This window comes from Frigoribacterium sp. PhB24 (assembly GCF_003755185.1).
Taxonomy (GTDB): domain Bacteria; phylum Actinomycetota; class Actinomycetes; order Actinomycetales; family Microbacteriaceae; genus Frigoribacterium.
Genome location: NZ_RKIC01000011.1, coordinates 428,095 through 443,803, shown reverse-complemented (window position 1 = coordinate 443,803; position 15,709 = coordinate 428,095). Strand labels below are relative to the sequence as shown.

Genomic DNA, 15,709 nt, shown 5'->3' with positions numbered 1-15,709 from the left:
TGCGCTCAGGCGGCCGGGACGGCCCGTCCGGGAGCCCGTGACCGCACGTGCCCCCGGGCGTCGGGGTCGCGTCGCCAGACGAGGAGGCGCGTGCCGGCTTCTTCACGCAGGGTCACCTCGGGCACCGCCCCGGCCAGCCCGCAGAGTGTGAGCACGACACGGGCGACTCCGAGCACGACCACCGCGGTGGCGGCGCCGAGCAGGCCGACGAGCACGACCGCCGACAGCGGGGCCCCGCCCGACGAGAGCACGGCCTCGACGAACGCCACGAGGGGCGTCAGCGTCGACAGGCCGAGGGTCATGAGCCCAACCTACTCCGCACCGCGCCTCCCCTCGAGGTGTCGGCGGGTTCCCGTCACCCCGGGCGGGTCAGCGCCGACCCGCCCTGGACGACGGGAACCCGCCGACCTGGCGGGCAGCATCAGGAGCCCTCGGACGGGCACGGCCCCCGCACGAGCCTCAGGAACATCCTGGCGTCGCCCGCGGTTGACGCCGAGAGCGCCCGCCCCCGCCCCGAGAGGACTCCCCGATGACCGTCGACTGGATCACCCTGCAGAAGACCGCCCACGACGAGTTCGCCCGTCGTGTCGAGGCCGTGGCCGACTGGGACGCCCCGACGCCCGACACCGAGTGGAAGGTGCGCGACCTCGTGCGGCACGTCACGCGTGAGCAGCAGTGGGTGCCGCTGCTGCTCGAGGGCGGCGACCCCGCCGAGGCCGAGAACTCGATCGAGCCCCTCGGCGACGACCTCGTCGAGGCCTGGCACCGGTGGTCGAGCGCGGCCACGGCCGCCTGGAGCGAGGCCGACCCCCACGCCGAGGTTCGGTTGAGCGCCGACGTCGTGCCCGTGCACGAGTACCTCGCCGAGCAGGTCGCCGACGTCACGATCCACAGCTGGGACCTCGCCCGCGCCGTGGGCACGGACGAAGAGCTCGACGACGCGCTGGTCGAGGCCGTCTGGGGCGTCTTCGCGCCGCAGAAGGACGCGCTCGAGGCGTCGGGCCTCTTCGCCTCGCCCGTGCCCGTCGACGACGACGCCCCGTTGCGCGTCCGCCTGCTCGCCCTGACCGGGCGCGACGCCCGCTGAGCCGACCGGCGGCCGCGGCGGGCGTTCCCGAGGCCGCGGCCCGCGCCTCCCGGCGGTTCATCACCCGCCCCTGCCAGGGTGGAGGCATGACCGCCCCGATCGACCGCCCGTGGCTGCACAGCTACGCCCCCGACGTCCCCGCCGACATCGAGCCCGTCACGGGCAGCCTCGTCGACCTGATCGACGACGCCGTGTCGACGTACCGGCAGAAGCCGGCCCTCGAGTTCTTCGGCCGCGAGACCAGCTACCGCGACCTGGGCGACCAGGTCGCGCGCGCGGCAGAGGGCCTCAGGAGGCTCGGCGTGGGTCGCGGCGACCGGGTCGCGTTGATCTTGCCGAACAGCCCCCAGCACGTCGTGGCGTTCTACGCCGTGCTGCGCCTGGGCGCCGTCGTGGTGGAGCACAACCCGCTCTACACCGATCGTGAACTACGCCACCTCTTCGAGGACCACGGCGCCACGATCGCCATCGCCTGGGACAAGTTGGTCGACCGGCTGCGCGACCTGCCTGCCGACATCGGCTTCTCGACGGTCGTCTCGGTCGACGTCACGAAGGGCATGCCGCTCGCCACGCGCCTCGCGCTCAAGCTGCCGGTGCCCGCCGCCAAGAAGAGCCGCGCGGCCCTCACCGACGGCACCGAGGGCGACGTCACCTGGCAGGGCCTGCTGGCGGGCCGTCCCCTGCGCAAGAAGCACCCGCGCCCCGACGTCGACGACATCGCCCTGTTGCAGTACACCAGCGGCACGACCGGGTCGCCGAAGGGTGCGATCCTCACCCACCGCAACCTGCGCAGCAACGCCGCACAGGGCCGCGCCTGGGTGCCCGGCCTCGTCGACGGCGACGAGACCGTCTACGGCGTGCTGCCGTTCTTCCACGCCTACGGCCTGACCCTCTGCCTCACCTTCGCGATGAGCATCGGGGCGCGCCTCGTGCTGTTCCCGAAGTTCGACGTCGACCTCGTGCTCAAGGCCGCCAAGAAGCACCCGCCGACCTTCCTGCCGGCCGTGCCGCCCATCTACCAGCGACTGGCGGACGCGGCCCGTGAGCGCGGCGTCGACCTGTCGTCGGCCCGCTTCGCGATCTCGGGGGCGATGAACCTGCCGACGGCGGTCGTCCAGGCCTGGGAGGGCGTCACGGGCGGCATGCTCGTCGAGGGATTCGGCCTGACCGAGACCTCGCCGGTCGCACTCGGCAACCCGATCGGTCCGACGCGCCGCGTCGGCACCGTCGGCGTGCCGTTCCCCTCGACCGAGGCGATGGTCGTCGACCGTGACGACCCCGATCCCGACCGCCCGGTCGCGCCGGGCGCCGCGGGTGAGCTGCTGCTGCGCGGGCCGCAGGTGTTCCGCGGCTACTGGAACCGCCCCGACGAGACCGCCGAGGCCTTCCTCGAGGGCGGCTGGTTCCGGACCGGCGACATCGTCACGATGAGCGCCGACGGCTACGTCACGATCGTCGACCGCATCAAAGAGCTCATCGTCACGGGCGGCTTCAACGTCGCTCCTTCCGAGGTCGAGGAGGCCGTGCGCAACGCCCCCGGCGTGGCCGAGGTGGCCGTCGTCGGCCTGCCCCGGTCAGGCGGCGGCGAGGACGTCGTGGCGGCCGTCGTGCTCGAGCCGGGCGCCTCGTTCGACGCCGAGGCCATCCGCGACGCCTCGCGCGGCCAGTTGGCCGCCTACAAGGTGCCCCGTCGGGTCGTGCAGCTCGACGAGTTGCCGAAGTCGCTGATCGGCAAGGTGCTGCGCCGCGAGGTGCGCGACCGACTCATCGCCGCGGGCTGAGAGCCGAGGCGGGGGCGGGCCCGGTCGGTCCGCTCAGAGCCGCTGCCACCGCTCGACCGGCCAGCTGATGACGAATGCGCGCCCGATCACGTCGTCCAGGGGCACGAAGCCCGCATAGGGACCGGTCTGGTGTGCGCGCGAGTCCGCCGAGTGGTCGCGGTTGTCCCCGAGCACCCACAGCGCCCCCTCGGGCACGGTGACGTCGAAGTCGGTCGCCGAGGCCCGGGGGCCGCCGTCCGTCAGGGTCAGGTACGGCTCGTCGAGGGGTTCGCCGTCCACGAGCACGTGCCCGTCCGCGTCGCAGCAGCTGACGTGGTCGCCCGGCAGGCCGATGACGCGCTTGACCAGGTACTGTCCGGCGTCGTCCCCGTAGCCGAGCCACCCGCCCGGGTCCTCGAACACCACGACGTCGCCCCGGTGCAGCGGCATCGCGCCGGGGGCGAGCTCGTTCACGACGATCCGGTCGCCGATCATCAGCGTCTGCTCCATCGACCCCGACGGGATCGAGAAGCTGCGCACGAGGAACGTGCGCACGCCCCACGACAACACCAGCCCGACCAGCACGATCGCCAGCAGCTCGAGCAGCCACCGCGTCGTCGGCCGAGCCGAGGAGGCGCGGGTCGACGCGCCGTCGTCGGTCGCGTCGGCGAGGGGGCTGGCTTCGGGCACCGGCTCATCCTGCCAGCGGGTGCGCGCTCCCGCCCTCCCCGGTCAGGGGGGCCGGAAGGGGGCGCGACCCCGCCGGGGTCAGGCGGCCGTCCACCCGATGCGGTCGAGGCGGGCGAGGGCGTGCTCCTCGGCGACCGGCCGCTTGCCGAGGACTCCCCCGACGCCCGCGAGCATCGCCTGGGCCGGCCCCCGGGTCGGCAGGGCGACGGGCCCGACGTGCGGTGCGCGCAGCCCGAGCAGTTCGCGGAACCTCGGTTGCAACGTGCCGACCGCACCGTTGAACAGCACGGGGTACCCGACCTTGAGCGCCGGGAAGAGCGGCGGCCGCTTGATGAACCTCACGACGTCGTCGGTCCGGGCGGTGCGCTCGAGCACTCCCCGACGGTCGAAGTCCATCAGCTGGTGCTGCATCTCGGCGACGCTGCGGGGCGGGTTCGGCACGCCCATCAGTTCGCCGGCCGTCGCCCATTCGCGGACGTAGGCGTCGGGCCCGCCGGGGACGGGCTCGCGACCCCACTCGAGGTAGGCGGCCAGGAATGAGTCGGCGAACGCCATGTGCACCCAGCTGAGCAGCTCGGGGTCGTTGGCGGCGTAGTCGTGGCTCACGCCGTTCCGGTCGTCGTACGTGCCGACGACCTTGGTGTGCAGGCGCGTCACCCAGTTCGACGCGTGGGTGGCGGCCTCGCGACTGCCGTACGAGACGGTGTAGATCCATCGGATGGTGCCGGCCAGGCGCCCGAGTGGGTCCTCGCGGAAGCGCGAGTGGTCGTGCACCCCGGCGAGAGCCCCCGGGTGCAGCGCCTGGACCAGCAGGGCCCGCACGCCGGCCGGGATCGTCGACATCGCGCCGTGCACGGCCCACACCGCCGAACCCGGCAGGAAGAACCCCTCGTCGTCGCCCTTCTCCAGGTCGGTGACCCATTCGGGCGTGCCCGTGTACTGCCCGTTGAAGGTGTACTGCAGGCGGGCGCGGAGCGGTTCGGTCAGAGCGGGCATGACTCGATCATGCGCCGCCGTGGCTGGACGCCCGCGGCGGACACCGGGCGCGATCCGCGCCGGACGCACGCCGCGCCTCCTGCGTGCCGGGGAGGGGGCAGGAGGCGCGGCGTCGGTGACGGGCGGAAGCGTCAGTTCCCGTGGGCCTCGATCGAGACGGGCTGCCACTCGTTCCACGTCTCGAGGCGCGATTCGTAGTCCTTCGTGGCGATCTCGAGCGGCGCCTTGCCGAAGAAGATGCGCAGCGGCGGCTCGTCGGCGTCGACGACCTTCAGAATGGCCGAGCGGGTGGCCGTCGGGTCTCCCGGGTCGGCGGCCGAGGGGCGCTTCGAGGCGGCTTCGCGCACCTCGGCGTAGGCCTCGAGCTCGTCGCTGCGCGAGGCGGACGGGCCCGACCAGTCGGTCGAGAAGCCGCCGGGCTCGACGAGGGTCACCTTGATGCCGAAGCCCGCGACCTCTTGCGCCAGCGACTGGCTGAAGCCCTCGAGGGCCCACTTCGACGCGTGGTAGATGCCGACCGTCGGGAACGCGCTGATGCCGCCGATGCTCGAGACCTGGACGATGTGGCCCGAGCCCTGCTCGCGCATGATGGGCAGCGCGGCCTGCGACACCCAGAGGGCGCCGAACAGGTTCGTCTCGAGCTGGGCACGCGCCTCGTCCTCGGTGATCTCCTCGATCATGCCGAAGTGGCCGAAGCCGGCGTTGTTCACGACGACGTCCAGGCGTCCGAAGCGCTCCGCCGCCTGCTGCACCGCGGCGACGTCGGCCGCGCGGTCGTTCACGTCGAGCTGGATGGGCAGGAAGGAGTCGCCGTACGCGTCCACGAGGGGCGTGACGTCGTCGATCTTCCGTGCGGTGCCCGCGACCTTGTCGCCGCGTTCGAGGGCCGCCTCGGCCCACTCGCGGCCGAAGCCCTTGGATGCACCGGTGATGAACCAGACCTTGCTCACGATATGTCGTTCCTCTCTCCGTGATGTCGAGCACCATGCTGCGCCGCGCCTCCTCGTCCGCGGTCAGCTTGCCAGCCGGCATCGAGCCGACGGGGTACGCCCGGCGATCGATAGAGTGGCCCGGTGACCACCGACAGCGCTCGTCCCTGGCTCGACTCCTACGCACCCGGCGTGCCGCACGACCTCGAACCGGTCGACGGCTCACTGCTCGACCTGGTCGAGGCTTCTGCGGCGCGCTACCCGAAGGCGGTGGCGCTCGAGTTCTTCGGTGCGACGACGACGTACTCCGAGCTCGTCGACCAGATCTCGCGGGCCGCCGAGGGTCTGCGCAGGCTCGGCGTCGGGCACGGCGACACGGTCGCGATCGTGCTGCCGAACGGCCCGCAGCACGTCGTGGCGTTCTACGCGGTGCTCCGTCTCGGGGCGATCGTCGTCGAGCACAACCCGCTCTACACGCCGCGCGAGCTGCGTCACCAGTTCGAGGACCACGGCGCGAAGGTCGCCATCGCGTGGAACAAGGTCGTCGACACCATCCAGGCCTTCCCCGACGACGTCGCCGTGGACCACCTCGTCTCGGTCGACGTCACCCGGGCCATGCCGTTCGCCACCCGCGCCGCCCTGGCCCTGCCGATCAAGAAAGCCCGCCAGTCGCGCGAACGCCTGACGACCAGCGTGTCGGGCACCACCCCGTGGGAGAAGATCGTCGGCTCGTCCCGCATCAAGGCGAAGCACCCGCGACCGGCGACCGCCGACCTCGCCGTCATCCAGTACACGAGTGGCACGACGGGCACGCCGAAGGGCGCCCAGCTGACGCACCACAACCTGCTCTCGAACGCCGCCCAGGCCCAGGCCTGGGTGCCCACCATCGAGCGCGGCACCTGCGTGGTCTACGCCGTGCTGCCGATGTTCCACGCCTACGGCCTGACGCTCTGCCTCACGTTCGCCATGAGCATGGGTGCCCGGCTCGTGCTCTTCCCCGCCTTCGATCCGGCTCTGGTGCTCAAGGTGATGAAGAAGCACCCGCCGACCTTCCTGCCCGCGGTGCCGCCGATCTACGCCCGCCTGCAGAAGGCCGCACTCGACGCCGGCGTCCCGCTGAAGGGCGTCGACGTCGCCATCTCGGGCGCCATGCCGCTCTCGGCCGACGTCGTCGAACCGTGGGAGGCCGAGTCCGGTGGCTGGCTGGTCGAGGGCTACGGCCTGTCCGAGTGCTCGCCGGTGCTCATGGCCAACCCGGTCGGGCCGACGCGTCGCGCGGGCACGGTGGGGCTGCCCCTGCCGGGCACCGAGGTGCGGGTCGTCGACCCCGAGAACCCCACGGTCGACGTCCCCGCCGGCGAACGCGGTGAGCTCATCGTCCGGGGCCCGCAGGTCTTCAGCGGGTACTACCGCAAGCCGAAAGAGTCGGGCGAGGTCTTCGTCGACGGTGACTGGTTCCGCACCGGCGACATCGTCACGATCGACGACGACGGCTTCGTGCGCGTCGTCGACCGCATCAAAGAGCTGATCATCACCGGCGGGTTCAACGTCTCGCCGTCCGAGGTCGAAGAGGTGCTGACCCGGTTCGAGGGCGTGGCCGAGGCCGCCGTGGTCGGACTGCCGACGCCCGGCGGTGAGCAGGTGGCCGCCGCGATCGTCACGAAACCCGGTGCCCACGTCGACGTCGCCGCCCTCCGTGCGTTCGCCCGCAAGCACCTCACGCCGTACAAGGTGCCACGGCGCATCGTCGTCGTCGACGACCTGCCCAGGTCGCTCATCGGCAAGGTGCTGCGCCGCAAGGTGCGCGACTCGCTGGCCGAGCGCTGAGACCCGGCCCGCGCCTCCTCGACGCGGTGACCCTCAGGAGGCGCGGGTCAACTGGGCGAGACGCGGTCACGCACGCGTCCTTCGGCCAGCCAGGCGAGGCGCTGCAGCGCCTCTTTGTTGCGCCAGTGCAGCGGCGGGTCCATCACGGGCTTCGGCACGAGGCGGCCGGGGCCGGCGACGGCGTACTCGGTCATCGTGACGAAGCAGCCGCCCATGCGGTTGCGCACGTCGATCTCGACCCGGGCCTCACCCATCGGCCAGCCCTTGGCGTGGAACACGGCCCGGACCGGAGGGTCCCACTCGAGGATCGTCGTCACGTCGTCGATGACCAGGGGCCAGATGCCGAACGAGTGGTGGATGGTGGCCTCGACGCTCGGCCAGGTGAGGTCGACCTCGCGGATGCGCGCCGATCCGACGACCCAGCTGGGGAAGAGCCACCCGTCGCCCAACACGTCGAAGACGTCGTGGGGCGAGGCCTCGATGAAGCGGTGGGTTGTGCTCATGGGTAGATCCTCGCAGTGATCGGGTCGGGACGTGCCGATGTCGTGCCGGCGGTCAGGCGTCGACGCCCAGGTAGGGCAGCCGATCGATGCCGAATTCGTGCTTCAGGGCGCTGCGGGCCGCGTACGCCCCGCCGAGGCCGTGCACCGACGGCCCGGGCGGAGTCGACGACGAGCAGAGGTAGACGCCGGGCGTCGGCGTGCGCCACGGCTCGGTCGACAGCGTGGGTCGTGCCGCGAGCTGCCAGACGCTCGGTGCCCCGGACGCGATGTCGCCGCCGATGTAGTTCGGGTCGTGCCGCTCGAGGTCGACGGCCGTGCGGCTGTGCGTCGCGAGGATCGTGTCGCGGAACCCCGGGGCGAAGCGCTCGATGCCCGCGATGACGGTCTCGGTCTGGTCGACCGTCGAACCGCGCGGCACGTGCGTGTACGCCCAGAGCGCCTGCTGGCCGTCCGGCGCACGCGTGCCGTCGACCACGCCGGCCTGGGCGACCAGCACGTAGGGCGTGCGCGCGTGTCGGCCCGAGGCGACGTCGTGCTCGCCCGAGGCGATCTCGGCCCGCGTGCCCCCGAGGTGCAGGGTCGGGCTGCGGCGGGCCTCCTCGTTCGCCCAGGGCACGGGGCCGGACAGGGCGAAGTCGACCTTGGCCGCGGCGTTGCCGTAGCGGAAGCGGCGAAGGGCGCGCTCGTACCGGTCGGGCAGACGGCTGCCCGCGATGTCGGCCAGGGCACGGGCGCTCGTGTCGAAGATCGTGGCCCGCGCCGTGGGCAGTTCGTCGATCGACGTGACGTCCACGCCCGTCGTGATCGTGCCTCCGTGGGCCCGGACGTCGTCGGCCATGGCGTCGACGATCGACTGGCTGCCACCGGTCGGCACCGGCCAGCCCCGCGCGTGCGCGTGCACGGCCAGCACGAGTCCGGCGGCCGAGGTCGACAGGCTGGGCATCGGGCGGATGGCGTGGGCCATCACACCGGCCAGCATGGCGGGGGCCTCGACGCCCGAGAACCCGGCGTTCCACCACGGGCCGCTCTGCGACAGCGCGGCGAGACCGAAGCGGGCCATGGTGACCGGGTCGTCGGGTACGCGGACGAGCTCGCGCATCGTGAACCTCGCCATGCGCGGCTCGCGCTCGACGAGCCCCCTGAGGAGGCGTGTCCACGCCGCCCCGTCGGCGCCGAGCCCCTCGGCCGTCCGCTCGAGGTCGCGGTAGGCGATCCCGGCCCGTCCGCCGTCGAGCGGGTGCGCGTACGAGATCTCGGGCACCGTCAACTCGATGCGACGGTCGAGCTGGAACCGCTGGAAGAACCCCGAGGCGAGCGCCATCGGGTGGACGGCCGAACAGATGTCGTGTCGGAAACCGGGCAGGGTCACCTCGGCGGTCCGGGCTCCACCACCGATGGTGTCGGCACGTTCGACGACCTCGACTCGCAGGCCCGCCCGGGCGAGCACGACGGCCGCGGCGAGCCCGTTCGGGCCCGCGCCGACGACGACGGCGTCGACCTCGGGCACGGCGCTCATGCGCGACGTCCTCGGGTCACCCGGCCCACGACGGCGGCGGCGGCGGCCGCGGAGGCCCCGAGCGCGGCACCCACGGTCAGGGCACGATGACGGGTGTACCAGACCTGCGGGCTCGTGCTGCGGGCTCGGTCGCTGAAGATGCCCCGGGCACCCTGGTCGCCGGTCGTGGGCTCGTAGAGGTTGTCGGGCAGCATGGGTTCGCTCTTGTCGGGTGCCTGCTGACCCGAGTACCCGCTCTTGGCCAGGTAGACGTCGAGGAAGTTCGCCACGAAGCGGTTGCCCAGCACCGTCATGACGGTCGGCTCGCCGAGCCAGGTCCGACGACGCGGCTTGTCGGCGACGTCGGCGATCGCCCGGGCCCCGACCTCGGGCTCGAAGATGGGCGGCACCGGTTGGGGGTGGTCGGGAAGGGTCGACCGCACCCAGTTGAACTGGATCGTGTTGAGAGCCGGCATGTCGACCGTGCTGATGCGCACCGAGCTCTTGTTGTGGATGAGCTCGGTCGTCACGGACTCCGTGAAGCCCTGCACGGCGTGCTTCGCGCCGCAGTACGAGGCCTGGAGCGGGATGCCGCGATGGGCGAGGGCCGACCCGACCTGGATCACGTGCCCCCGGTCCCGGGGAACCATGCGTGACAGCGCCGCACGCGTCCCGTTGACGAAGCCGAAGTAGTTGACGGCCGTCGCCCGTTCGAAGTCGTCGGGATCGGTCTCGAGGAACTCACCGAAGACGCCGACCATGGCGTCGTTGACCCAGAGGTCGATGGGTCCGAGCTCGGCCTCGACGCGGTCGGCCGCGGTCTCGACCTGGACCCGGTCGGCCACGTCGGTCGCGATGCCGAGAGCTCGGCGCCCGGCGGCCTGGACGTCTCGCACGGCCCCGTCGAGCCCGTCCTGGCCTCGGGCGAGGACCGCGACGTCCCAGCCGCGGGCGGCGAGCTCTCGGACGGTGGCACGGCCGAGACCGGCCGACCCTCCGGTGACGACGGCGACTCTGGTGCTGGTCATGGTGCTCCCTGGGGCCTGACGGCGGGTGGTGGGCGGACCCTCGACGCTAGTCCGCGGCGAGGGGCCCGGCCCGGGTCGACGCTCAGGTCTCAGATGTCGAAGTCGCCGCCGCCGAAGTCGCCGAAACCGCCACCGAAGTCGCCTCCGCCGAAGTCGCCACCCGTGTCGGCACCGAAGTCGCCGCCGCCGTCACTCGCCGTCTCGGTCCCGCCGTCGGCACCCGCGTCCGCTTCCCCGTCGCCCTCGGTGCCCTGGTCGGCGCCGGGGTCGTCCCCCGCGCCTCCGTCCGCCGTCGCGCCCGCGTCGGGCAGGAACGCACTCATCAGGGTCGACCCGATGACGTAACCCGCGACCGTGCCCAGGATCGATCCGCCGATGATCGAGCCCATCCCGGGCCCCTGGCGCACGGGCTGGCCGTTCGGGCCGACCTGCTGCTGACCGGTCGCGCCGCCGCCGAGGGTGCGCTCGAGCGTGCCGGGCCGGCGCAACTCGGAGCGGGTCGCCGCTTGGGCGAGCGAACCGGCGTCGTCACCGCGGGGTGCCTCACCGGGGCTCGACTCGGCCGTCAACTGGTCGAAGACCAGGCGGCGCTGCTCGGGGCTGAGCTTCGCGAAGGCCTCGGCGTGCACCTGCTCGATGGTCTCGGGCGGGGCCGTCTTCAGCAGGTAGCGGTAGCGCTCGACGGCGATCTCGTCGTCGCTGCGGGCCGGACCAGCGGGGCGCCCGGACGCGGGCTGGACCGACGGCTGCTGGCCGTAGCCCTGCTGGTCGTAGCCCTGCTGGTCGTAGCCCTGCTGTGGGGCGGCGGGCTGCTCGTAGCTCTGCTGACCGTACCGGTAGCCCTGCGGAGCGGACTGCTGTTGAGGCTGGCCCTGCTGCGGCTCGCGGCCGAGGAGGCGGTCGAGGAATCCCATGGTGACGTCCTGTCGGGTCGTGTGCTCGGTGCCGCACGCGGGGCGCGGCGTCGGTCTGCCCACCACGCTACGGACCGGTCGAGCCTGCCGCCTGGGCAGCGACGGAGCGTCAGCCGCGAACGTCCTGATCGACGGCGTCGCGCGACGCGTCGTCGACACCGGCCCGTCGACGGCGCACCGACCGGACGACGAGGAACACCACGACGCCCGCGATCGCCGCGTAGACGGCGTAGTCGAGGTACTTGGCGTACTCGTCGATCAGCTCGTACTGGGTGCCGAGGGCGGCGCCCAGGCCGATCAGCAGGCCGTTCCACAGGCCGCTGCCCACGATGGTGAAGACCGAGAAGACCAGCAGGGGCATGCGCTCGGCGCCGGCGGGCAGCGAGATGAGGCTGCGGACGCCCGGGATGAACCGGCCGAAGAACACCGCCGACTTCCCGTGGCGGTCGAACCAGCCGGCAGCCTTCTCGAAGTCGTGGCGGTCGACGAGCGGCAGCTTGGCCAGCCAGCGGATGCTGCGGTCGAGGCCGAGCCCCGCCCCGAGTCCGTAGAGGACGAGGGCGCCGAGGTAGGCGCCGAGCGTGCTCAGCGCGATCAGCAGCACGATGTTCATCGACCCGGCGCCGGCCAGGAACCCGGCCAGCGGCAGGATGATCTCGCTCGGGATCGGAGGGAACACGGTCTCGACGAAGGTGAGCAGGGCGACGCCCCACTCGCCGAGGGCGTCGATGACGCGGGCGGCGAATCCGACGAGGCCGTCGAGGTCGGCGACGACGTCCTGGCTCGAGGACGAGGAGGCGCGGAGGACGGGGGCTGTCGAGGTCATGGGTCCCAGCTGGTCGGTCGGGCGCTCGGGGCGCAGCGGATCGGCAGCCCCGAGTATGGCGTCACAGCCTGCACGTCCGCCCACAACGTCCCCGCGGTGCTCGCCTGTCGGAGAACGCCTGATCGCAAGGTACATTGACCTGTGTCGGACTCGTCGCCGACGTCGGCCACCCTCACGAAACAGGACCCCAATGGGATCGCTCATCTACGGCACATCGGGCATCGAGGTCGAGTTCGAGGACCGCGTGCTCGAACACCTCCAGATCGTCATCGCCACCAAGCTGCGCCGACGCGAGTCGTTCTTCTTCTCGTGGCGCGACACGCAGAAGGTCGGCGACGGCCGCAGCAGCATCTGGCTGGACGCCGGTATCCCGCTCTACTTCAAGTACTCGGGCGGGCGGGTGCCGTCGATCAACCGTGACTGGCTCAACGAGTTGACGGCCTCGTCGAACAGTTCGTCCGGCCTCGTGCTCACCGACGAGCCCAGCCTCGACAACAGCGTCAAGCGACGGGGCTGACCCGGGTCGGGTGCCGCCGTGACCTCTAGCCTCGGGTACCGCGCACCCGTCGCACCAGGGCGACGACGGCCCGCCAGCCCACCAGGAACACACCGAGCACGACGATCGTCACGATCACGAAGCTGAGCTGCACGCCCTGTCCGGCGACCACCCGCAGCAACACCCCGATCACGGCGGTCGAGACCCAGACGACCGCGCCCGACCGGACCGTCGACAGGGGCCAGCGGACTCCTGCCACGCTCACCCAGCCGACGACCGCGCCGACGACGAACGGCCAGAGGGTGCCGAGCAGGCCGGTCAGGTCGAGCCCCTCCGCGTGACTGCGACGACCGATCACGACGAAGGCCACGACGGCGACGAGGTCGACGACGATCGGCCACCGCGCCGGGCCCACGTCTCGTCGCCGGGTCGTCGTGCTCGAGGTCGGGGTGGAGCGGGTCATCTCGGGGGTCCTCTCGTGACGTCGGCACCCGCGGCAGGTCGGGCGGTTCCGGTTCAGCGGGACCGCGGCTGCTCGAGCGCGCGCGACAACTCTGCCAGCAGTTCGTCGACCTGCGGCGCCACGAGACGGTCGATCGCCTCGGCGATCCGCGGACGGTGGTGCACGAGGGCGAGGCACAGGCTCGTGCCGACGGCCTCGGCGTGGTCGCCGGCCAGCGTGATCTCGCGTCGAAGCGCCGCCTTGGCCTCGTCCGAGTACTCGACCTCGTGCTCGGGCTCGTGCTCGTGCTCGTGCTCGTGTCGCGGAGCGGGTTCGGGCTGCGGTCCCGGCTCGGCCGCCGGGCCGGAACCGGGCGACCCGGGCGCGTCGGACGACGACGAGTCGGGCGCCAGCAGCCAGCCCTCGAGATCGTCGACGTCGGACGAGAAGGCGGGGAGGTCGACCTCGGTGCCGCTCCCCGAGGGTTCCGTCCCCCCGAGGGTGGGGTCGGGCGGGACGACCCCCTCGTCCGCGGGCATGCCCGCGAGACCGGCGAGCGTGAAGAGGAACGGCTGGCCCGGTTCGGGCTCGGGGTCGAGGTCGAGGCCCTGGAACTCGAGGTCGAGACCCTGGTCGGGTCGGTAGCCCCGCGCCTCCTGGGCCTCGGCGAGCCGGAGCTCGCGCGTGACGAGCGGCAGGTTGCGGGCCGTGTACTCGTCGACGTCGTCGTCGACGATCTGCCGCATCCGGTTCAGCAGCGCGTGCTGGACGGCGTGCGGCACGTCGTGGTCGAAGCCGGCCGCGGTGGCGACGGGAGAACCCAGGCAGACGCGACAGGGGCGCGTACGGCCCCGGGCGGTGCCGATGTGCCACCGGGGCAGCCAGCGGAGCCAGGCGTCGACGGCGGAACTGACGCGTCCCTCGATCTGCTCGGCCATGCCCTCGAACTTAGGGCGAAATGCCGCCCAGGTGCCGACACGCCCGGGCGATTCCCGGGGATCGGGGTCTCGGAGGCAATGGTCGGACCCGATATCGGCCCACGGCTCGAGGCGCACGCCGGCACCGACCCGTGCCTCCGCGAACGCCCGGGCTCAGCCGGACGTGACGAAATCGATGAGCTCCTCGACCCGTCCGAGCACCGACGGTTCGAGGTCGGCGTAGCTGCGCACCCGCGACAGGATGTGCTGCCAGGCCCGCGCGATGTCGGCCTGATCGTCGTGCGGCCAGCCCATCGCCTCGCAGACGCCGTGCTTCCACTCGACCGAGCGGGGCACGACGGGCCAGGCGTCGACGCCGAGTCGAGCCGGCTTCACGGCCTGCCACACGTCGACGAACGGGTGGCCGACGACGAGCACGTGGCGACCGAGCGGACTGCGGGCGATGCCCTCGGCCACACGACTCTCTTTCGAGCCCGGCACGAGGTGGTCGACGAGCACGCCGACCCGCCGCTCGGGCCCCGGCCGGAACTCGCGGAGCACGTCGGCCAGGTGGTCGACCCCCTCGAGGTACTCGACGACGACACCCTCGACCCGCAGGTCGGAGCCCCAGACCTTCTCGACCAGCTCGGCGTCGTGTCGCCCCTCGACGAAGATGCGGCTCTGCCGCGCGACCCGGGCCTTCGCGTCCTCGACGGCGAACGATCCGGACGCCGTACGCGCCCGACCCGGCGGGGCCGCCCGGGGTACGCGCAGGGCGACCGGGGCGTCGTCGATCAGGAACGACCCGGTCAGCGGGAAGGCCCGCACCCGCCCCTTCCAGTCCTCGAGTTCGACGGTGCCGGCCTCGACGCGGACGATCGCGCCGGTGAAGCCCGACCGGACCTCCTCGACCACGAGGTCTCGGACGGCGTCGGTGGGCGTCGGAGCAGGCCTTGACGATCGCTTCCAGTCGCCGGCGAGCACGTCGGCACCGTACCGGTCGTCATCCACGGGGGCCTCCGGAGCGGGGTCGAGGTTGGTAGGGACGGGGTGGGCCCTTGCGCGGGCCGTCGGCGGTCGGTGTCGCCGGGCGCCCGGGCACACGGCCCGGCCGTGGTGACGGCACAGGAGGCGCGGTGCCGGTTCTCGGCGTCCCGCTGACGGGGGCAGCGCCCGCCCGTTGCGGACGCGCCGCCGGAGCTGCCCGGGGGGTCTCGACGGCCGCGGCGGGCGGCCTCGACCGGACCCGCGCCTCCGGGGCCGACGCGACCCCGCGGGCCGCGACGCCCGCCGGGGTCGGCGCGAACCCGACGGTGAACACCCAGACCAGACCGCCCAGGACGAACAGCACGAAGGCGGCGGAGACGGCCGCCGGCAGCCACCACGCGGCGAGCGGGCCGCTCTGCGAGGCCATGGCCAGCACGAAGAGAGCCGAGAGGAACCACAAGGAGGCTCCGGTCGCCACGGCGAGGTACCGCGCGTACCGGCGCCTCATCTCGGCCCGGTTCGTCGGCTGCTTCCAGAAGGCGGCGTGCGGGACGAGCACGTGGCGCACGGGCGTCACGGCGAGGAACAGAGCCGAGACCAGCCAGGTCACGACGATGCCGACCACGAGGACGCCACCGAGCAGGACGAGGTCGTCTCGGCTGGCCGCGAACGCCGATCCGCCGGTCTCGCTGAGGTGGACCATCACGACACGGCCGGGCAGGACGCGCGAGGCGACCGCCAGGGTCACGAGGACGCCGACGAGCGCGACCGCCACGGGCACGGCGGGGCGCAGACGCGCGACGAGGTTCATC

General features: G+C 72.6%; 17 protein-coding genes. 4 read left to right on the top strand and 13 right to left on the bottom strand.

The genetic code is table 11. From position 1 onward, the window contains the following. Positions 1 to 5: 5 nt before the first annotated feature. Positions 6 to 302, bottom strand: coding sequence for a DUF6412 domain-containing protein (locus EDF50_RS16650; RefSeq protein WP_158612677.1), 297 nt, complete (start codon positions 300 to 302; stop codon positions 6 to 8). A gap of 227 nt (positions 303 to 529) precedes the next feature. On the opposite strand from EDF50_RS16650, the gene EDF50_RS09710 reads away from it, so the two are divergent. Together EDF50_RS09710 and EDF50_RS09705 are read left to right on the top strand one after the other, a co-directional pair. Continuing rightward, positions 530 to 1,087, top strand: coding sequence for a TIGR03086 family metal-binding protein (locus tag EDF50_RS09710; protein ID WP_123519313.1), 558 nt, complete (start codon positions 530 to 532; stop codon positions 1,085 to 1,087). Positions 1,088 to 1,173: 86 nt separating this feature from the next. After that, positions 1,174 to 2,868, top strand: coding sequence for a long-chain-fatty-acid--CoA ligase (locus tag EDF50_RS09705; protein WP_123519312.1), 1,695 nt, complete (start codon positions 1,174 to 1,176; stop codon positions 2,866 to 2,868). Between the two features lie 33 nt (positions 2,869 to 2,901). On the opposite strand, the gene lepB is transcribed toward EDF50_RS09705, so the two are convergent. The 3 genes from lepB to EDF50_RS09690 form a co-directional block, all read right to left on the bottom strand. Continuing rightward, positions 2,902 to 3,537 (bottom strand): signal peptidase I, encoded by a 636-nt coding sequence (gene lepB, locus EDF50_RS09700; protein ID WP_233570494.1) that lies wholly within the window; start codon positions 3,535 to 3,537, stop codon positions 2,902 to 2,904. Positions 3,538 to 3,615: 78 nt separating this feature from the next. Then, positions 3,616 to 4,533 carry an oxygenase MpaB family protein gene (locus tag EDF50_RS09695; protein ID WP_123519311.1) on the bottom strand — a complete coding sequence of 306 codons (918 nt, stop codon included), beginning with the start codon at positions 4,531 to 4,533 and terminating at the stop codon, positions 3,616 to 3,618. 131 nt (positions 4,534 to 4,664) lie between these two features. Further along, positions 4,665 to 5,483 carry an SDR family oxidoreductase gene (locus tag EDF50_RS09690; protein ID WP_199738705.1) on the bottom strand — a complete coding sequence of 273 codons (819 nt, stop codon included), beginning with the start codon at positions 5,481 to 5,483 and terminating at the stop codon, positions 4,665 to 4,667. Between the two features lie 123 nt (positions 5,484 to 5,606). Between EDF50_RS09690 and EDF50_RS09685 the strand changes: the two genes are divergently transcribed. After that, positions 5,607 to 7,289 (top strand): long-chain-fatty-acid--CoA ligase, encoded by a 1,683-nt coding sequence (locus EDF50_RS09685; RefSeq protein WP_123519309.1) that lies wholly within the window; start codon positions 5,607 to 5,609, stop codon positions 7,287 to 7,289. A 47-nt stretch (positions 7,290 to 7,336) separates the two neighbouring features. Here EDF50_RS09685 and EDF50_RS09680 read toward each other — a convergent pair whose 3' ends face one another. The 5 genes from EDF50_RS09680 to EDF50_RS09660 all read right to left on the bottom strand — a co-directional run bounded on the left by EDF50_RS09680 (position 7,337) and on the right by EDF50_RS09660 (position 12,055). Beyond that, complete coding sequence (locus tag EDF50_RS09680) at positions 7,337 to 7,792, bottom strand: SRPBCC family protein (RefSeq protein WP_123519308.1); 456 nt, start codon at positions 7,790 to 7,792, stop codon at positions 7,337 to 7,339. Between the two features lie 52 nt (positions 7,793 to 7,844). After that, complete coding sequence (locus EDF50_RS09675) at positions 7,845 to 9,308, bottom strand: NAD(P)/FAD-dependent oxidoreductase (protein WP_123519307.1); 1,464 nt, start codon at positions 9,306 to 9,308, stop codon at positions 7,845 to 7,847. After that, positions 9,305 to 10,315 carry an SDR family oxidoreductase gene (locus EDF50_RS09670; protein ID WP_123519306.1) on the bottom strand — a complete coding sequence of 337 codons (1,011 nt, stop codon included), beginning with the start codon at positions 10,313 to 10,315 and terminating at the stop codon, positions 9,305 to 9,307. Before EDF50_RS09670 ends, EDF50_RS09675 begins: the two co-directional genes overlap by 4 nt. Positions 10,316 to 10,404: 89 nt before the next feature. Continuing rightward, positions 10,405 to 11,229: a hypothetical protein gene (locus EDF50_RS09665; RefSeq protein WP_123519411.1), complete on the bottom strand. Its 825-nt coding sequence runs from the start codon at positions 11,227 to 11,229 to the stop codon at positions 10,405 to 10,407. 109 nt (positions 11,230 to 11,338) lie between these two features. Next, positions 11,339 to 12,055 carry a DedA family protein gene (locus tag EDF50_RS09660; protein WP_123519305.1) on the bottom strand — a complete coding sequence of 239 codons (717 nt, stop codon included), beginning with the start codon at positions 12,053 to 12,055 and terminating at the stop codon, positions 11,339 to 11,341. A 190-nt stretch (positions 12,056 to 12,245) separates the two neighbouring features. Here EDF50_RS09660 and EDF50_RS09655 point away from each other — a divergent pair, with 190 nt between their 5' ends. Beyond that, positions 12,246 to 12,572, top strand: coding sequence for an ATP-dependent DNA ligase (locus tag EDF50_RS09655; protein ID WP_123519304.1), 327 nt, complete (start codon positions 12,246 to 12,248; stop codon positions 12,570 to 12,572). Between the two features lie 25 nt (positions 12,573 to 12,597). Here the strand turns inward: EDF50_RS09655 and EDF50_RS09650 are convergent, their stop codons facing one another. From EDF50_RS09650 to EDF50_RS09635, 4 genes are all read right to left on the bottom strand, one after another. Continuing rightward, positions 12,598 to 13,014 carry a DUF3054 domain-containing protein gene (locus EDF50_RS09650; protein ID WP_123519303.1) on the bottom strand — a complete coding sequence of 139 codons (417 nt, stop codon included), beginning with the start codon at positions 13,012 to 13,014 and terminating at the stop codon, positions 12,598 to 12,600. 53 nt (positions 13,015 to 13,067) lie between these two features. After that, positions 13,068 to 13,931: a spermidine/putrescine ABC transporter substrate-binding protein gene (locus tag EDF50_RS09645; RefSeq protein ID WP_123519302.1), complete on the bottom strand. Its 864-nt coding sequence runs from the start codon at positions 13,929 to 13,931 to the stop codon at positions 13,068 to 13,070. Between the two features lie 153 nt (positions 13,932 to 14,084). Further along, on the bottom strand, positions 14,085 to 14,921 hold the full coding sequence (locus EDF50_RS09640; RefSeq protein WP_199738703.1) for a DUF3097 domain-containing protein: 837 nt from the start codon (positions 14,919 to 14,921) through the stop codon (positions 14,085 to 14,087). Continuing rightward, on the bottom strand, positions 14,914 to 15,708 hold the full coding sequence (locus EDF50_RS09635) for a hypothetical protein (RefSeq protein ID WP_123519301.1): 795 nt from the start codon (positions 15,706 to 15,708) through the stop codon (positions 14,914 to 14,916). The genes EDF50_RS09640 and EDF50_RS09635 overlap by 8 nt, the downstream gene beginning before the upstream one ends. Position 15,709 lies beyond the last annotated feature (1 nt).

Bases quoted from the DNA above. Each gene is read 5' to 3' on its own strand.
- EDF50_RS16650 (WP_158612677.1), bottom strand. From the start codon at position 302: ATGACCCTCGGCCTGTCGACGCTGACGCCCCTCGTGGCGTTCGTCGAG.
- EDF50_RS09710 (WP_123519313.1), top strand. From the start codon at position 530: ATGACCGTCGACTGGATCACCCTGCAGAAGACCGCCCACGACGAGTTC.
- EDF50_RS09705 (WP_123519312.1), top strand. From the start codon at position 1,174: ATGACCGCCCCGATCGACCGCCCGTGGCTGCACAGCTACGCCCCCGAC.
- EDF50_RS09695 (WP_123519311.1), bottom strand. From the start codon at position 4,533: ATGCCCGCTCTGACCGAACCGCTCCGCGCCCGCCTGCAGTACACCTTC.
- EDF50_RS09680 (WP_123519308.1), bottom strand. From the start codon at position 7,792: ATGAGCACAACCCACCGCTTCATCGAGGCCTCGCCCCACGACGTCTTC.
- EDF50_RS09675 (WP_123519307.1), bottom strand. From the start codon at position 9,308: ATGAGCGCCGTGCCCGAGGTCGACGCCGTCGTCGTCGGCGCGGGCCCG.
- EDF50_RS09670 (WP_123519306.1), bottom strand. From the start codon at position 10,315: ATGACCAGCACCAGAGTCGCCGTCGTCACCGGAGGGTCGGCCGGTCTC.
- EDF50_RS09665 (WP_123519411.1), bottom strand. From the start codon at position 11,229: ATGGGATTCCTCGACCGCCTCCTCGGCCGCGAGCCGCAGCAGGGCCAG.
- EDF50_RS09660 (WP_123519305.1), bottom strand. From the start codon at position 12,055: ATGACCTCGACAGCCCCCGTCCTCCGCGCCTCCTCGTCCTCGAGCCAG.
- EDF50_RS09655 (WP_123519304.1), top strand. From the start codon at position 12,246: ATGGGATCGCTCATCTACGGCACATCGGGCATCGAGGTCGAGTTCGAG.
- EDF50_RS09650 (WP_123519303.1), bottom strand. From the start codon at position 13,014: ATGACCCGCTCCACCCCGACCTCGAGCACGACGACCCGGCGACGAGAC.
- EDF50_RS09645 (WP_123519302.1), bottom strand. From the start codon at position 13,931: ATGGCCGAGCAGATCGAGGGACGCGTCAGTTCCGCCGTCGACGCCTGG.
- EDF50_RS09635 (WP_123519301.1), bottom strand. From the start codon at position 15,708: ATGAACCTCGTCGCGCGTCTGCGCCCCGCCGTGCCCGTGGCGGTCGCG.